This is a genomic window from Polaribacter litorisediminis (genome assembly GCF_019968605.1).
Lineage (GTDB): Bacteria > Bacteroidota > Bacteroidia > Flavobacteriales > Flavobacteriaceae > Polaribacter > Polaribacter litorisediminis.
Genome location: NZ_CP082966.1, coordinates 701,969 through 721,191 on the forward strand (window position 1 = coordinate 701,969; position 19,223 = coordinate 721,191).

Annotated in this window: 9 protein-coding genes; 2 read left to right on the top strand and 7 right to left on the bottom strand. The window is 31.7% G+C overall.

From position 1 onward, the window contains the following. Positions 1–3: 3 nt before the first annotated feature. Both K8354_RS03005 and K8354_RS03010 read left to right on the top strand, forming a co-directional pair. Complete coding sequence (locus K8354_RS03005; RefSeq protein WP_223445289.1) at positions 4–2,733, top strand: aminotransferase class I/II-fold pyridoxal phosphate-dependent enzyme; 2,730 nt, start codon at positions 4–6, stop codon at positions 2,731–2,733. Positions 2,734–2,745: 12 nt separating this feature from the next. After that, positions 2,746–4,236: a biotin carboxylase gene (locus K8354_RS03010; RefSeq protein WP_223445290.1), complete on the top strand. Its 1,491-nt coding sequence runs from the start codon at positions 2,746–2,748 to the stop codon at positions 4,234–4,236. A 198-nt stretch (positions 4,237–4,434) separates the two neighbouring features. Here the strand turns inward: K8354_RS03010 and K8354_RS03015 are convergent, their stop codons facing one another. The 7 genes from K8354_RS03015 to uvrA all read right to left on the bottom strand — a co-directional run bounded on the left by K8354_RS03015 (position 4,435) and on the right by uvrA (position 19,106). After that, entirely contained in the window at positions 4,435–5,481 is a 1,047-nt protein-coding gene (locus K8354_RS03015; protein WP_223445291.1) for a heparan-alpha-glucosaminide N-acetyltransferase domain-containing protein, read from the bottom strand. A gap of 423 nt (positions 5,482–5,904) precedes the next feature. After that, positions 5,905–6,774, bottom strand: a complete 870-nt coding sequence (locus K8354_RS03020; RefSeq protein WP_223445292.1) for a cation diffusion facilitator family transporter — start codon at positions 6,772–6,774, stop codon at positions 5,905–5,907. A gap of 436 nt (positions 6,775–7,210) precedes the next feature. Further along, positions 7,211–9,634, bottom strand: a complete 2,424-nt coding sequence (locus K8354_RS03025; protein WP_223445293.1) for a zinc-dependent metalloprotease — start codon at positions 9,632–9,634, stop codon at positions 7,211–7,213. A 127-nt stretch (positions 9,635–9,761) separates the two neighbouring features. Continuing rightward, positions 9,762–12,215: an alpha-ketoacid dehydrogenase subunit alpha/beta gene (locus tag K8354_RS03030; protein ID WP_223445294.1), complete on the bottom strand. Its 2,454-nt coding sequence runs from the start codon at positions 12,213–12,215 to the stop codon at positions 9,762–9,764. A 143-nt stretch (positions 12,216–12,358) separates the two neighbouring features. Continuing rightward, positions 12,359–15,169, bottom strand: a complete 2,811-nt coding sequence (locus tag K8354_RS03035) for a gluzincin family metallopeptidase (RefSeq protein ID WP_223445296.1) — start codon at positions 15,167–15,169, stop codon at positions 12,359–12,361. A gap of 174 nt (positions 15,170–15,343) precedes the next feature. After that, positions 15,344–16,051 (bottom strand): LOG family protein, encoded by a 708-nt coding sequence (locus K8354_RS03040; RefSeq protein WP_223445297.1) that lies wholly within the window; start codon positions 16,049–16,051, stop codon positions 15,344–15,346. A 235-nt stretch (positions 16,052–16,286) separates the two neighbouring features. Beyond that, the gene (gene uvrA / locus K8354_RS03045) at positions 16,287–19,106 is read right to left on the bottom strand and encodes an excinuclease ABC subunit UvrA (RefSeq protein WP_223445298.1); all 2,820 of its coding nucleotides are present in this window, start codon (positions 19,104–19,106) and stop codon (positions 16,287–16,289) included. Positions 19,107–19,223 lie beyond the last annotated feature (117 nt).

The window sequence follows — 19,223 nt, forward strand, 5'->3', positions numbered from 1 at the left end:
AGAATGATTTCAAAACAGTATAATATTATTCAGCTTCGTGTTAATTTATGGAATCACCTTAAAGAACAGAGCAATAAAATTTCTGCACAAAGTAAGAGCGAGAGCTCTCATCAGGGCGTGAGTATTATTCTAGAAATTTTAGAAAACTTATTATGCATTGAACAATATTTTGCTTTTCCAGGGGCTACGATTACAAAAGAAATTATAGCCACAGTTAAAAATGGTGAACAGAATGCTATAAGTCATCGGGTATCAGAAATTGTTTCCTTATTAGTGAGTGATGATTATCGGAACCATCCCGAATTACGTCCTGTTCATTTTGAGACGGCAGAAAGTCTGCGAGATAGAAAAATTTCTAATGCTAAAAAAAACTCGTTTGAAGTTTTATATGTAGAGGATTTATCTGAAAAGGAAGAAATACTTCTTAAAAAAAAGTTTAATTCATTAATGGATGATACTGATACTCTAACCTATAATTTGGTTGTTCAGCGTTCATTTCAAGATGCTTTAATAGGCTTGTTTTTTAATTATAATATACAAGCTGCTGTTATTAGATACGCACCTTTGTCTTTATCAAACAACATCACAAAACTCATTAAACCCTTTATTCAAAATGTTCTTAAGATTGATTTAGAGGGAGTTTCAGACATAGAATTGGGGCCTTTGTTAGGTCATTACATCCATCAGTTTAGACCAGAATTAGATTTATATTATATCACAGATACTTCTTTAACACATTTAAAAGATACCACTTTGCATGCTTTTCGGCGTATTTTTTATCGGATGGAAGACATGCAGGAGTTGCATTTAACTATACTTAGTGGAATAAATGAACGTTATGAAACTCCTTTTTTTACGGCACTTACAGAGTATAGTAAATTACCAATAAGTATTTTTCATGCGTTACCAATCTCAAGAGGTAATTCTGTTTTTAAATCTAGATGGATTTCTGATTTTGGTGATTTTTATGGTAGAAATGTGTTTTTAGCAGAAACATCCGCAACGAATGGTGGCCTAGATTCTTTGTTACAACCTAAAGGACCCATTAAACAGGCGCAAAAAAAAGCAGCAAAAGCCTATGGTGCGCAACATACCTTTTTTGTAACTAATGGAACTTCTACCGCCAATAAAATTGTACAACAAGCTTTAATTAAACCAGGAGATATTGTTTTGGTTGATAGGGATTGTCATAAATCACATCATTACGGATTGGTTTTAGCAGGTGCATTTCCTGCTTATTTAGATTCTTATCCCATAGAAAAATATTCCATGTATGGTGCTGTACCATTGCGTATAATTCGAGAAAAATTAATAGAATTAAGTAAAGCAGGACGATTAAATAAATTAAAAATGCTTTTATTAACCAACTGTACTTTTGATGGATTGGTGTATAATGTAGAAAAAATAATGGAGGCCGTACTGTCTATTAAGCCAGATATGGTCTTTTTATGGGATGAGGCTTGGTTTGCTTTTGCGAGTTTTACATACACGTATAAGCAACGTACAGGAATGTATGTTGCTCAAAAATTATTTCATAAATATAAAACACCAGCATATAGAACAGCATATAACGAGCATCTTAAAAATCTACTACCGGGAGAATTCCCATCAATGCCCGATCCTGATAAAGTAAAAATAAGAGTATATGCCACTCAAAGCACACATAAAACGTTGTCTAGTTTCCGTCAAGGTTCTATGATTCATATTTGGGATGAGGAGTTTAGCCGTAAAGTAACAGATGCTTTTCATGAGGCTTATATGACGCATACCACTACATCGCCAAATTATCAAATTTTAGCTTCTTTAGATGCCGGAAGAAGACAAATAGAATTAGAAGGGTACGAACTAGTAGAGCAGAGCATAGAAATGGCCATGATTGTTCGTTCCAAAATTAAAGATCATCCGCAGTTAAGTAAATATTTTCATCTATTATCCGTAAGTGATTTAATTCCTTTAGAATTTAGAGAATGCGGCGAAAACGATTATTATACAGCAGAAAAAGGTTGGAATAGGATGGAGGAATCTTGGGAAAAAGACGAATTTGTTTTAGATCCTACCAAGTTGACTTTATCCATCGGTAAAACAGGAATTACTGGAGACGTTTTTAAGAATGTATATTTAATGGACCGTTTTAATATTCAAATTAATAAAACCTCTCGTAATACCATTTTACTAATGACAAATATAGGTACCACGCGAGGTAGTGTTACTTTTTTAATAAATGCACTACTCCAAATCGCAGACGAATTGGATAAAAGTATGTATTCGTTAAATAAACGTGAGGCAGAAATTTCTAAAAAAGAGATTCATTCCTTAATATATGATGTGCCTCCATTGCCAGATTTTAGTAGTTTTCATCATTCTTTTTTGGCAGCACCAGGTGTTCCAGGTGGTAATATAAGAGAGGCTTTCTTTTTGGGTTATGAAGAGGATTTGTGTGAATATGTCCTTTTATCCGATTGTTTACTTCAATTAGAAAATAATAAGGTATTCGTCTCTACTTCTTTTGTGATACCATATCCTCCAGGATTCCCTATATTGGTTCCTGGTCAGGTAGTTAGTGCAGAAATTATTAAATTTATGTTAGCTTTAGATGTTACAGAAGTACACGGCTATCGGGCCGCTTTAGGTCTTAAAGTTTTTACACAAATGGCTTTAAATAGAAAAAACACAATCTCTGCCATGGGGGCAATGCATGCCATGAATGCCATACATACGGGTACCGAAAAATAAAATAAAATAACCATGATAAATGCTAGTTCAGAACAAAAAAAACTGATAGGTTTAAAAGAAATAAAAAGTTTTTTTAAGGATAATAAGACCCCTATATATTTTATAAGCGCTACTAATTTTAATTTATTAGGAATGGATGAATGGATCTCGAATCTTAAGTTCATCAGTTATAAAGATTCTTATGATGGGAAGCATCCTAATTTATTTTCTCCGAAAGAAGAAATTTCTCATAATGAATTTACTAGTATTGAAGATATCAATAATTACTTATTATTACATCCAGAGGTTATTGAGTATATCAATGCTCATAAAGTAAACGGAAAAGCAGGAAAAGCCTTGTTTTTAATGTTTGATAAAAAGACAGAACAATTGGCTAAAATTTTAGGATTAGAGGTCTGTTTTCCGTCGGCTGAATTGCGCACCTTTTTAGACAATAAAGTAAATACCAACCGTATTGCCGAAAAAGCGGGAGTGGCTTGTGTGCCCTATGTATTGTCTAAAGTATATAATTATGAACATCTGCGTAAAATATCTAAAGGATTAACTGAAAAACTCGTGGTACAGTCGCCTTATGGCGATTCAGGACACACTACCTTTTTTATATCTGATGAAGAAGAATACAACCAATATGCTGCTGAAATAGAAAAAGAAGATGAGTTAAAAATCATGAAACAAATTAATTGTTATGGAACGGCTATTGAAGGTTGTGTAACGCAACATGGTACTTTAGTTGCACCCTTAATGACAGAATTAGTTGGTTTTAAAAGTTTAACGCCATACAAAGGCGGATGGTGTGGAAATGAAATGTATCCAAATGCTTTTAATGCAGATATCCGAGAAAAAGCAAAAGTATATACCAAACGTTTTGGAGACCAATTGCGTGCCGAAGGATATAAAGGATATTTTGAGTTAGATTTTTTAATAGATCAAGATAATAATGAAATCTATTTGGGCGAGTTAAATCCAAGAGTTTCTGGTGTTACTAGCTTAACCAATCATAACAAATATGCCAAACAAGATGTGCCGTTATTTTTGTTTCATTTATTAGAATGGATGAATATTCCTTATGAAATTGATTGCGATGCTTTAACAAACCGCTGGGCAGAAGCAGTCAATATGGATAGTTGGAGCCAGTTAGTAATTAAGCATACATTTAAAACTTTAGAGATGACTACAAAGGTGCCTCAATCTGGAATTTGGGAGATGAAAAATAATGGTAATATTACATTTAAAAAATCAGATACACATCACCAAGCAATAGGGGGCGATAACGAAGCTTTCTTTTTGCAGATTACTCAAAAAGACAATTATTTATACCAAGGTGCTGATTTAGGAATTCTAATTTTACGAGGAAGATTAATGTCTGATGAATTTGAACTTTCAGAACGCGCTAAACGCTGGATTAAAGCATTAAAGTCGCATTATAAATCGGATATTATAGATATGAGTGAGCTTTCAGCTGAAGAGTTATTGGAGCTTGAGCAAAGCTTTAAGGTTTCCTGATGTAATTTTTTTGGCAACAAATGCTATAAATATGCTGCATTACCAAACAAACATCAAAATGACTTGTTAAATTCGTTTCTATTTCCTTTATCTTTTAAGACAAAATAAGACGATTACTTGCTATGCTTTTATTTTTTAAATCATCTAAAGAAAAATATAGTTCAAATTTAGAATCAATCACTTGGAGGTTCAGTTGTTCTAAAAATAGTATTCTTTATGCTCCTTTTTTTTGTAAGATTTTAATTTTAAATAAAAATAGGTTAGGGTACTCACAAGGAATAGCATTCCACAAAACGACAAGACTAAAATTAAAGGAGATTCTACACTTTTAAAGATAATTGTTGCTGTATTTCCAATAAGTATCCATTGTATAATATAAACTGCCGTAACATTTTTTCCTAACCATTTAAGGTAGATAAAAACACTACTATTTCCAAGTTTTTGATCTAATTCATGAATTGTTAAACTATAAAATATCAAAAATATAAAAGTCCAGAAAAAGAATAAAATGCCATGGTGATAATACTCTTGCAGGTTGGCTGAAACTCTTATTGCATAGCGCAGGCTATAGATTAAAAAGCCAACAAAAATAATTCCTGAAATAATCTTAATAAAGGGTGTAAATACTATTTGTAAATCATATTTTTTGTTGATTTGATAAAAGGCATATCCCAGCAAAGAATAGGATATCCATGGAAAAACAGGAAAGTAAGACCAATACGATGCGCCATAAAAAAAAGAGGCTATATATTGCAAATAGACTTGGTCTATAGTGTGGTTTAATAAATAGTGACCTAGAAAGGCAGCTACCACACTGATGCTTATCGAAATTAAAATACTATGTTTTAATCGCTTCAGCAATGCGAAAAATACAATTGAAATTCCTGCAAATTGTAAAATATCTACACCAAATAGATAAGGAAATATGGAGATGTTCAGTTTGCCTTGATACACATGAATAAATAGATTTAAGTTTAAAAGTATGTTTAGTAACATACCTGCCAAAAATATCTTAATACCACGCCAAATAAGTTGTTTTGTTGTTTTTTGGGATGACCCAATATAATATCCAAGAATGCCTACAAATATAGGGGCAACCAATGGTCCACCTAAAAAGAGTAAAAATTGACCAATAGTACTTGAAAAAATTTTTGGAGTTGCAAATAGTTCTACAATATGAACTTGTATCATGAGTATAACTGCAATTCCTTTTAATAAATCTGCTGTTCTAGATCGTTGTGCCATTTTTTCAATTTGATAAACCAAATTACAATTTTTATTTCTCTTTTAGGGTTTCTTTAAATTTAGATCAAAAAAAATCATTTTAGAGCTATAATACTGCAATAAATCATTGGTTTTTTTTCTTATTTTCTGTAAAAAATGACAATAACGAAGGCTACGCTAATGCTATTTTAATTTCAATGAATCAAAAAATAATTCAATTTATAGATAGATATCCTTAACCTAAATTGGTAAAAAAAATATAAAAGACATACTAAATTCGTTTCTATTTCTTTTCTATTTCACTATGAGATACAAGCGTTATGTATCTATCGTTTTATTTTTTAATCATTTAAAGAAAATATATTTCAAATTTAGAATCAATCATTGGGGGTTTAATTGGTATTCCTATGTTCATCAGTTAAATAGAAATCTTTGAAATAGTTTTTATGTGTCTGGTTCTATATGGATTAAAACGTGTCCTAAATTTGGTATTTCATTTCGCAAATAGTCCTTTAAATTATGAGCAATATCGTGTCCTTCCTTAACGGAAATTTCTCCGTCAACTATTGCGTGTAAATCTACATGGTATTTCATTCCTGCTTTTCGGATAAAACATTTTTCTGTTCCAACGACACCTTCGACTTTTATAGATTCTTCTCGAATTTCTTCCAAAAGATCATCATAAAGATGCTCATCCATTATTTCTCCTAAGGCTGGTCTAAAAATCAAATAGCTATTATAAAGAATAAAACCAGAAGCTATCAAAGCTGCCCAATCATCTGCTGTTTCATAGCCTTTACCGAAAATTAAAGCAATACAAATTCCGATAAATGCCATCATAGAAGTTATTGCATCACTTCTATGATGCCAGGCATCTGCTTTGAGTGAGGAACTATTGGTCTCTTTACTTTTTTTGAGCACTATTCTAAATGAAATTTCTTTCCATACAATAATACACCCAAGAACAATTAACGTCCAAGATTTAGGAATTTTATGAGGTGTCTGAATATTTTGAATGCTTTTGTAGGCAATAATGGTTGCCGATGTTACAAGAAAAGCAACGACCAAGAATGTTATGAGCGGTTCAATTTTTCCGTGTCCGTATGGATGATTTTCGTCTGCTGGTCGTTTTGCATATTTTAAACCAAATAGAACAAGGAGAGAAGAGAAAATATCGGTTGTTGATTCTATTGCATCCGCAATGAGAGCGTATGAATTACCAAAGAATCCTGCAAGCCCTTTAATCAAAGCTAAACTGGTATTTGCAATTATGCTAAAATATGTCGTTCGTATGGCAGTTTGTTCGTTATGCATTCAGATTCATTCAGTTTTTAGAATTACTTATAACTCATTATATTGTAATTTTTATGCCATACACCTCATAATTTAATGTGATGTAATGCCTTTTTTTACTGATATAATGTAAAGATAATTTATTTAAAGCGGTACCTAAAGGACTTTTTATTGGTTTTAAATCTTTTCTTGTTACATTACAGAAGCTATAAAAGTAAAATAGTTTTTAAGTGGGAGTGTAATTTTAACTCTGTCTGTTAATTTTTTCCGTTTTAAAAATAGTTTGATTTTTTTATAATCTGGCTTAAAAAATCCAGCTGTTTTTAAAATGAGTCCTATCGGCAGTGTCAAAAATTACTTTCAAAATCAAAAAGATCTGAGTGTTTAAAAATAAATATTGCACAATAAAACGTAGTTTCATTGTGCAATAGGGATTAATTTGATGACAAAATTGTTTTTACTTAGGGTTTAGTATTTCTTTAATTGTAGACAAACAATCTGCATAATGGTATCTTGTAATTTTATTAACACGTTTATTTTTTGCAATGGTTAATTGAAACTTTAAGTTTGCCAATTCTCCTTTAACAATTGAGGTGATGTCAGAATTTTTGGAATCTGTTGAATTTAATAACATTCCCATTCTATTGATAAAAGATTTTTGAAGATTACGTCTAAAAACATCTACATTTTTGGTGTAACCTGTTTCAGAGAAAAGTCCAATTCTTAAATCGCGCATCATATCTAAAACATTATACGTATCCGTATTAATTATTTCTGCATCAATCATTCTTTCTAGTTTCGATGCATTTAAGATTCCGTACAGTTGTCTGTTTTGCAGGCTTAACATTCTACTCGTGTAACCACTTTCGTTGATATTCGCTAAAATATTTGAGTCTAATAACCAATCTTGTGTTTTAAAAGCATTTTCTTGCAGCCAAATCATTGAATTTTTTTGTGTTTTTTTTGATACAGGCTTGTAGATATCACCATCTTGACTAGGGTTTTTATTGTATTCGTATACACCACCAATATTGCCAGATACATGCCCCACATATCTACTCCAAACGCTTAATAATTCTCCGTATAATTCTGATAAATCTTCATAATTATTGGTTTGATCTGACGTCCAGTTAGGTAAATTTTTAGCAACAATTTTAAGATTTTTTATGCCGTAAGTTGAAGCTTTTACCTGGTCGTTCCCAATACCTTCAGTTTGTGCAGAAGGGTCAAAACGCTGTCCTCCAAATCTATATATGGGGTTGTTGGCTTTCTCCTCAATCCATTTATCTAAAGTTTTTACCTCTTGTTCTGGGGTTTTTGCTGTAGGAATTTTACGGTACCCCCAATTAATGGCATAATGATCATAAGGCCCTAATTGACGAATAAATCTGATGTTTTCATCCCCTGGTTGTGCAACATAATTATAACGAGCATAATCCATGATGGTTGCAGCAATACCCATTTTTTGGGTAAATTTTCCTGATCGTAAAGAATCTACTGGGTACGCATAACTAGCTGCCATATTGTGAGGTAATCCCAATGCATGACCAACTTCATGAGAAATTACCATACGCATCATTTCTCCAATTTCTTCAGCAGGCGTATCTAAGGTTCTAGCAGACGGATTTGCAGCCCCTGTTTCTAATAAATACCTGTTTCTGTATGAGCGTAAATGATTATGATACCAGATAATATCGCTCTCAATAATTTCTCCAGTTCTAGGATCAGAAACGCTGGGTCCTGTAGCATTTCTAGTGGTACTGGCTACATATCTTATAGACGAATAACGCGCATCTTCCATGCTAAATTCTGGGTCTTCTTCTTTTGTTGGCGCATATTTTGCCATAATGGCATTTTTAAAACCAGCAGTTTCAAATACTTTTTGCCAATCATCTACTCCTTGTTTAATGTACTTTTTTAGTTTGTCTGGCGTTGCCGGGTCTAAATAGTAAATAATGGGTTTTATAGGCTCCACTAATTCACCACGATTATACGCATCGATGTCTTTAGGTTCTAATCGCCAACGTCTTATATATCTTTTATTATCAGCTTTTAAAGCTTCTGAACTGTAATCAACATTTCCTAGACTAAAATAACCAACTCTTTTGTCATAAATTCTTGGCATCATTTTATCTTCTGGCAATAAAATCATCGATTGATTGATACGCATGGTAATGGTGTTTGTTGATGAATTACTTGGCGGTGCATCTGCCTCAAACGTAAAATCTTGCACAACTTCTATATTCTTTGGATAACTTTTTACGTTGTTGATAAAACTTCTAGAAGCATCGAGTCTTTTTACTTTATATCTTCTTCTATATGAATTAGGCAAACCCGAAATTGCTTTTACATCCGAAGAAAAGAATTTAGTAACATCTATTAAAACAGCAGTAGAATCTGTATTTTGTGTTTTGATATCAAAAGCATAAATGATAGGTTCTAAGTTATTCGCTTTTACAGATTTATAAATAGGCAAAGAATCATTGGCAACAGCATTGTAAGATTTTACTTTTAATAAAATCTTATTTTGAAATTCTTCCCAAACAATAACTTGGGTGTTTATTTTAGAACCTGCATTTACATAACCGCCGCCTAAACCTGCCGGAAGTTCTTTAATTCTAGTGACTAATAACATCTCTTTTCTGAAATGAGATTTGGGAATTTCGTATAGGTAATTATTGTCTGTTTCATGCACTTTAAAAATACCATCATCTGTTTTTGTTTTAGACGTAACAAAATCAGCATATTTCGGAATTTTACTTTTTTTAGGTGGTGGTGGCGTTTGAACTGTTTCTTTATCTTTGGATTTTCTTCTTTGCCCTTGTATTTCAGATGGAATTGTAAAAGCGATAATCAGGGCAAACAATAATAGTTTTTTCATGTTAGTTTGAGTTGAGAATTGAAGCAACTAAAATAATAAAAAGGAGAAGTATTTGCTTTATGGATTGTGTTAAAATAAAAAAAGCTCAATCAGATTTGATTGAGCTTTATATTTTAGTTCATATTTTTTAATACAGACTTTTAAATTTTTGTGGATTAAACTCGTGCATTATTTCATAAACCTTTTCAAATACATCTTCTGCAGATGGTTTTGAGAAATAATCGCCGTCAGTACCATAGGCTGTTCTGTGTTCTTTGGCAGTTAATGTTGCGGGTTTGCTATCTAAATATTGGTATCCGTTTTGGTTTTCTAAAATTTCTTGTAAAAGATAAGCAGAAGCTCCTCCAGGAACATCTTCATCGACCACTAATAATTTATTTGTTTTGGCAACACTTTTTACACAATCATGGGCCACATCAAAAGGTAATAAACTTTGGGCGTCAACGATTTCAATATCAATGCCAACTTGTGCCAAATCTTTTTCTGCTTCTTGTACTATTCGTAAAGTTGATCCGTAAGAAATAATAGTAATATCTTTACCTTCTTTTACAGTTTCTACTACCCCAATAGGTGTTTTAAAATCGCCTAAATTTGTTGGCAGTTCTTCTTTTAGTCGGTAACCATTTAAACATTCTATAACCAAAGCAGGGTCATCACCTTCTAATAAAGTATTATAAAATCCTGCTGCCTTCGTCATGTTTCTAGGTACTAAAACGTGCATTCCTCTCACATTGTTTATAATGCCTCCCATGGGCGAACCTGCATGCCAAATTCCTTCTAATCGATGCCCTCTAGTTCTAATAATTAAGGGGGCTTTTTGTTTGCCAAAAGTTCTATAACGTAAAGTTGCTAAATCATCACTCATAATTTGAAGCGCGTACAATAAATAATCTAAATATTGTATTTCTGCTATCGGTCTTAATCCTCTCATTGCTAAACCAATTCCTTGACCAATAATGGTGGCTTCTCTAATACCAGTGTCTGAAATTCTAGTAGCTCCATATTTTTCTTGTAAACCTTCTAGTCCTTGATTTACATCGCCAATAAAACCTGCATCTTCACCGAAAATAACCACATCTGGATGTTTTAAAAGAACTGCATCAAAATTATCTCTCATGATGATTCTTCCATCTACTAAATTTTTAGTTTGGTCGTAGATTGGTTTATTCTCTAAAACCCCTAAAGGAGTTAATTCGGTTTCGCTTAATAAATGCGATGAATATCTGTTATGCGCATCTTGTAGAGATGTTTTTATGAAATTTTGGAGTTCTATTTTTTTAGAAAAATGTTCATCTTTTAAATAACGTAAACATTTTCTTGCAGTAGCTAAAATATCTTTTCGTGTTGGTTCTCCTATTGCTGATAAATCGTTTTTAAATTTAGTAATAAATGTTCCGTTATTACTTTTAGCAGCAACATTTTCTAACAATTGAACGGCAACTAAAAGTTCAGATTTTATCTCATTTAAAAAAGCATTCCAAGCATTTCTTTTCGCATTGGTAACCTCTTTTTTAGCTTCTTTTTCTAATATAATGAGTTCTTCTTCAGATGCTACAAAACGTAAAATATCGCCAGTTTCTGTTTCTAGTTCAAAATCTAGAATCCATTCACGGAATTTGGTGATACAGTCATGTTCTTTCTCCCATTGTAAGCGCTCTTTATCTTTATATCTTTCATGAGAACCCGAGGTAGAATGCCCTTGAGGTTGTGTTAATTCTTTTACGTGAATTAAAACAGGTACATGTTCTTCTCTTGCAATTTTTGCCGCTTTTTGATAAACATCAACCAATTGCACATAATCCCATCCATTAATTACAAAGATTTCATAACCATCTTTTTCGTGTTCTCTTTGAAAACCTTTTAAAATTTCTGAAATACTTTCTTTTGTTGTTTGATATTTAGCATGTACCGAAATACCATACTCATCATCCCAAACACTCATTACCATGGGTACTTGTAGTACTCCAGCAGCATTTATAGTTTCAAAAAATAAGCCTTCGCTTGTGCTTGCATTTCCAATTGTACCCCATGCAACTTCATTTCCTTGGTTAGAAAAATTAGTTTTGTGTTGCACACTTTTTTCATTTCTGTAAATTTTTGATGCTTGCGCTAAACCTAACAAACGTGGCATTTGACCTGCTGTTGGCGAAATATCTGCACTAGAATTATATTGTTTTGTTAAATTTTTCCAGCTACCATCTTCGTTTAAACTATGGGTTGCAAAATGACCACCCATTTGTCTTCCTGCAGACATTGGGTCTGCTTTGATGTCGGTATGTGCATATAAACCTGCAAAAAACTGTTGCGCGGTAAGCTCGCCAATGGCCATCATAAAAGTTTGATCTCTATAATAACCAGATCTAAAATCTCCTTTTTTAAAGGCTTTTGCCATAGCAAGTTGTGGCACTTCTTTTCCGTCACCAAAAATACCGAACTTTGCTTTTCCGGTGAGTACTTCTCGTCTGCCTAATAAGCTACATTCTCTGCTAATTTTTGCAATCTTATAATCACTTAAAACTTCTTTTTTGAAGTCGTTAAAAGAGATTTCTTGTTGATTTAAAGTAACTGTTTTTTGCAACATATGGTTCGTTTTTACTCGTACAAATATAGTTTTTTTAATTGATATTTAAAAGTATTCATGCTTATCTAAGAATATGGTAAATAAACAAGAGTAAACTTAGTCTTTGTTGAGGATTATATAATTGATTTTAGATTGTTTTATTTCTACAGAAATCCTCTTCTAAAGAAATTATAAATTGAACTTATATTTCCTGTCAACGTAAATCTAATGTTTTGAGGATATGCATGTTGTGATATTTCCCACCCATTATTTGAATAGAGAGGAAAGTAAACTTCGAGTATGTTATGGATAAAATTAAGCCGTATTCCGTTGTTATAGCCAAAATAAATAGGATTATCTCTATTCTTTAAAAAGGCAACATCATTGTAAAATTCAACCCATCTCCATATACCAATACTCGCATTAAAAGACATCATGTATTGATTTGCGAATCTGGTTGGTAAAACAGATTTAAAGCCTCCTTCTGCAATAATATATTGCTGACTAAAAATACCTGAACTTTCTGAACGACCAAAATAATTTAGTTCAAATAAATAGTCATTGGCTCTGTCTAAACCAAAACTGAAATAATCTCCAACAGAATTATTATGCAAAAATGTACCTATAAATAGCCTAAAATCTAACTGTGTATCTGAGGTTGATAAAGATCTAAAACGCAGGTCTGTTGCAAGTTTTGAGAAGTTTTTAGCATATTCAAAACTGAAATTATATCTAAATTCTTTAATTATATCTGGGTTAATGTAGTTGTAACTTAGGCTAAAGACATCATAATTATCTTCATCACTTTTAATTTGATCTAAAGGTATTTCTTTGTTGATATGCAATAATTTAGCTGTTATAGATTCTTGAGTTGCATCTCTTAAATCTTTTCTTTTAAAAATAACATTTACAAAAGGTACAAAGGATCTGTAAGACAATTCAGGAGCATAATCTAATGTCTGCCCTGCAACTCCGTACATGATTTTGTAAATATTAGTTTTTTCGAAAAATTGATTATATAATACAGAAAAAGAACCGATGGCTGTGTTACTTTTTGTTGCGTAAGACGGAGCAAAAGTAAGTTCTAAATTTCTAGCAATTAAAGGTTTGTTATGAAGTTTTACTCCTAAAATTAAACCATTGTAAAAATTATAACTGGCGTTAGGTTGGTAGAAAATTTGGTTATAGTAAGGATCTTCTATATCTTTTATTAAGCTTAATTTTAGAGGTTTGTTAAATATTTTATTTTGCAAACCTTTCCAGTTATCAAGTGTATTGATTTCTGGATATAAATTTTCATAATTGAGAGCTACTTTGTTAATTCCCTTTTTAGGGATGCTTACCGTTTTGTAGTTTTCAACATTTGTTATCCATTTTTTGAATTTTATTTCTTTGTCTTTTAGTCCATATAATAAAACGGGGGTCGTAATATTTCTTTTATTTTGTATCGTTACTTCTATACTGTCTTTTTTTATAGAAACACTTTCTATGGTATGATCTATTTTTTTATTTGTTTTAATAAAATCATTAAAAAACCAGTCAATATTTTTTTCTGTTTTAGTTGCTAAAATCTCTTTAAAATCTTGACTAGTTGCAATTTTAGATTGTTTTTTTTGATAAAAATCTTTAATGCTGCTATTTAGAATTGTATCGCCTAAAAAACCTTTTAAATATCTAAAACCTAATCCAGCTTTGTATTTATTGGCAATTTTTCTGTTAAAATTAGAAAGTGAATCTGCTGGTGTGGTTAAAGCTTGGTCTAAAAACTTACGAGAAATAAATTGATATACAAACGGATATTTATCATTAAAATCTAACTTAGAAAAATTAAATCTTTTTAAAAGCCAATAATTTGAAACTTCACCTAATAATTTTACGTCTGGATAAAATTTTTCAATATACTCAATCATTAAATAATTTTGTACTCCTTCTAAAAACCAATGATCTGTTCTCTTGTTTAGGAGCATTGTGTTTTCTATAAATTTTCTACTCAGTGCCTTAAACATGGTAATGTCCCATTTAAAAGTATCTGAAAAAGGCCGTAAAAAATTTGGTAACTGATTTAGTCCGTATATCGGATCTTTGCTTTGTGTAATTTTATCGATACAAATATCTTTATGTGGGTATTTGCCTAAAAATGTTTCAATAAAATGGAATTCTCTATTTAAAATTTCGGTTGCAGATTCGTCGCTAATTTCTTTATTGAGCAAATTGGTATGAACTGTAGTATTTTTAGTTTTAAAAGATTTAAGTTGTTTTATGTAATTAATTCCTAAAGTAACATCTGTTCTATTTTTTTCTTCTAAATAATAATTATTAAAATTGGCGAGCTCAATTTTATTTTGATTTAAATTACTTTCTAAAATATACTCTTTTGGTATTTTTAAATTGATCTTAAAATCTGTTGCTTTTTCATATAAATCATCAATATTTAAATTGCTCATTAACTGCCAGCCGTTATTGTAAACTGCTGGAGTTATATACCAAAAACGTAGATGAAAACCTTCTTTTGTTTTGCCGTACCCCGTAAATTTTGCGTTTGGTATTTTTACAGTATACGTTAAAAATATTTTTACGCTATCCTTGGCAATTAAAGGTTTATTAAGCGCAATTTTTAAAATATCAGCATTGTTTTCTAATTCATTAAATTGAACATTTTCAAAATTTAGGGTAAGATTCTTTATTGTTGTTTTTCCTAAATTCTTTTCTTTGGTAAAATATAATTCTTTTTTAAAATCTTTAATAAATCTTTTTGATAAAGGTGTTTTTCGGTCTCTAAAACTATTGGGCCAATTGTGTAGAAAAATATTTTTTAAAATTGAATCTGAAGTATTGATAAAAACAATCTCTTGTTTTATTAATAACTCTCTGCTAACTGAATTTAGTTTAGCCTCTATAGCGATAGTGTTATTTTGTGCTTGAAAAAATACACATCCAAAAAAAAGGAAGAATAATATGTGTAAAAAAGATTTCAAATTAAGCTTTCGCAAATTTTAAAGTGTTATTAATTTCAAAAAGAACATCGGATTCTAGTTCCTTACTGAGTTAAAAAATAAAAGCATTTTTCTAAAGACTTTTTAATATGATTTTATACTTTTTTGTTTTAACATCAAAAAGTAAGCCATCTACAAAAGATATTATGAACACTCTTAAAAATTAGGTTTTAATTTGTGTTTCTCATAGAATTTAACAAAGTGATCAACAGTTTCATCTGCGGTATCTACCAATCTGAAAAGATTTAAATCATCTTCATTAATATTACCTTCTTTTATGAGTGTGTTTTTGATCCAATCCATCATGCCTCCCCAGAATTTTTTACCTACTAAAACAATAGGAAAACGTCCAATTTTTTTAGTTTGAATTAGAGTAATCGCTTCAAAAAGTTCATCCATGGTGCCAAAACCTCCTGGCATTACTACAAAACCTTGAGAGTATTTTACGAACATCACCTTACGGACAAAAAAATAATCGAAGTCTAAATTTTTTCCTTGATCAATCCAAGGATTGTCATGTTGTTCATGAGGTAATTCAATATTTAAACCTACCGAAAGTCCTTTTCCTCTTCTGGCTCCTTTATTTCCAGCTTCCATTATTCCTGGTCCACCTCCAGTAATGATACCAAACCCATTTTGCGTTAATTTAAAACCAATTTCTTCTGCTAGTTTATAATAAGGGTCACTTGGTTTTGTTCTAGCAGAGCCAAAAACAGATACACAAGGGCCAATTTTACTTAAACGTTCATAACCGTCTACAAATTCTGCCATTATTTTAAAAATGGCCCAAGAATCATTTGTTTTTATTTCGTTCCAAGTTTTTTGTTGCAGCTGCTCTCTTATTTTTCTATCGTCTTTGGTCATGGTATTTCTGTTTTTAAAAAATGGATTATTGTTTTATTTTTAAAAAAATAAATGCTGGCTAAATTAGTTCTTTTTTTAAATTTTATTGCAATATTTTGTCAAGTAATTTTTTTGATTTTTTACCCCTAAATAAAAAATAATCCTTTTATTTTTGAGTAAAATATAGAAGTATTTTCGTAATTAACGACCTTTTAAAGTTTAGAAGATACTATTATGGTTAGAATGCCTTATAATTTTAAAGTTCTTTTTTCAAAAATTTGGCAGTATAACTTGTTTTGTGTTTTGCAACTTGTTCAGGTGTTCCGGTTACCAATATTTTTCCACCTTTTTTTCCACCTTCCATACCAACATCAATTACATAATCAGCTAATTTTACAACATCCAAATTATGTTCAATAATCAATACCGTATTGCCTTTATTGGCTAGTTTATTCAAGACTTCCATTAAAACTCGAATATCTTCAAAGTGCAAACCTGTTGTGGGTTCATCTAAAATATAAAAGGTGTTTCCCGTATCTCTTTTAGATAGTTCTGCGGCTAATTTTATACGCTGGGCTTCACCACCAGATAGTGTTGTAGATCTTTGTCCTAGAGTGATGTATCCTAAGCCAACATCTTTTATTGTTTTTAATTTTCTGTGTATTTTAGGAATCAATTGAAAGAAATCTGTAGCATCTTCAATCGTCATATTTAAAACATCAGAAATTGACTTTCCTTTGTATCTAATTTCTAGCGTTTCTCGGTTAAAACGTTTTCCTTGGCAGGTTTCACATTCTACATGCACATCTGGTAAAAAGTTCATTTCTATGACTCTAACGCCACCTCCTTGGCAAGTTTCGCAACGGCCACCTTTTACATTAAAAGAAAAGCGTCCTGGTTTGTATCCACGAATGGCAGCTTCTGGTGTTTTTGCAAATAAACTTCTAATTTCATCAAAAGTTTTGGTGTATGTTGCTGGGTTAGATCGTGGGGTTCTGCCGATAGGAGATTGGTCTATATCAATTACTTTATCGACATGTTCTAAGCCTTCAATTTTTTTGTAAGGCATTGGTTTTTTAACACCTCTATAAATATGAGCGTTTAAAATAGGGTAGAGCGTCTCATTGATTAATGTAGATTTTCCACTTCCAGAAACTCCAGTAACGCAAATCATTTTTCCTAAAGGAAACTCAACCGATACATTTTTTAAATTATTTCCTGAAGCTCCTTTTAGTTTGATGCTTTTTCCGTTGCCTTCTCTTCTTGTTTTTGGAACTTCAATTTTTTTTCTTCCGGTTAAATAATCTGCGGTTAAAGTGCGCTCTTTTTTCATAGAATTAAAAGTGCCTTGGCTCACAATTTCTCCACCATGTCTTCCGGCTCCTGGACCAATATCTAAAACAAAATCGGCTTTTTTAATCATATCTTCATCGTGTTCTACCACAATAACAGAATTACCAACATCACGCAATTTAATTAAAGAATCTATTAATTTTTGATTATCTCGTTGGTGTAAACCAATACTCGGTTCATCTAAAATATATAAAACGCCCACTAATTGAGATCCAATTTGAGTTGCCAAACGAATTCTCTGAGCTTCACCACCAGAAAGCGATTTTGACGTTCTGTCTAAAGTTAAATAATCTAAGCCAACATCGAGTAAAAATTGTATTCTAGTGCTTATTTCTTTTAGAATTTCTGATGCAATGGTCAGTTGTTTTTCCGATAAATCTTTTTGAATCGTTGCAAACCAATTCGCTAATTCAGTGACGTCTAATTGCGCTAAATCGCTAATATTTTTATCCTTAATTTTAAAATGAAGTGCCTCTTTCTTTAATCTTTTGCCGCTGCAAGTGTTGCAGGTTACTTCATCCATAAAACCTTTTGCCCAGCGTTTTATAGAAGTGCTTTCTGCATGGTCATATTGTCCAGTGATAAAAGCTACGATGCCCTCAAAATCAATTTTATAATTTCTTGTGATGCCTACCGTTTTAGACTCAATTTCAAAAGATTCGTTGCCACCATGCAAAATAATCTCTAAGGCTTCTTTGGGGATATCTTTAATGGCATCCGTTAGTTTAAATTGATACCGTTCTGCAATATTTTGAACTTGTTTAAAAATCCAGCTATTTTTTTGTTCTCCTAAAGGAACAATACCGCCATTTTTTATGGAAACATCGGTGTCTGGAATTACTTTTTTTAGGTTGATTTCATTTGTGATTCCTAAACCATTGCAGGTATCACAAGCTCCTTTTGGCGAATTAAAAGAAAAATTATTCGGTTCAGGATTTGGATAAGCAATTCCTGTTGTGGGGCACATCAACTCACGACTAAAATAACGAGGATTGTTATCTTCAATATCAATCACCATCATGATATTATTGCCAGAATACAAGGCTGTTTTTATGGTTTCTTCAAGTCTTTTTTCTGCGGATTTGCTAATGGCTAATCGATCAATAACCACTTCTATATCGTGGGTTTTATAGCGATCTAACTTCATGCCTTTTTCAATTTCTTTGATCTTTCCATCAACCCGAACTCGTAAAAAACCTTGTTTAGAAATTTGTTCAAAAAGTTCGCGATAATGTCCTTTTCTAGATTTGATTAAAGGTGCTAAAATGGCTATTTTTTTATCCGCAAAATCTTTTAAAATAAGTTGTTTAATTTGTTCATCAGAATAACTCACCATTTTTTCACCTGTATTGTAAGAGTAGGCATCTGCGGCTCGGGCAAACAATAATCGTAAAAAATCGTAAATTTCAGTGATGGTGCCCACGGTAGAACGCGGACTCTTATTCGTTGTTTTTTGCTCTATAGAAATTACTGGAGAAAGGCCGTCAATTTTATCAACATCGGGTCTTTCTAGTCCTCCTAGAAATTGACGTGCATAGGCAGAAAAAGTCTCTATATAACGCCTTTGTCCTTCGGCATAAATAGTATCAAAAGCTAAAGAAGATTTTCCACTTCCGCTTAAACCAGTGATGACCACTAGCTTTTCTCGTGGAATTTTTACATCAATATTTTTTAAATTATGAACTCTAGCTCCGTAAACTTCTATATATTCTTGGTCTTTCAAAAAAAGGTGGTTTTGGCAAAAGCGCAAAGTTAATCAATAGAAATCATTTTAGATAAAAAAGTAGAGATCAAATAGGCAGATTATAGTATCTTGCATTTAAAATTTTACAAATGAAAT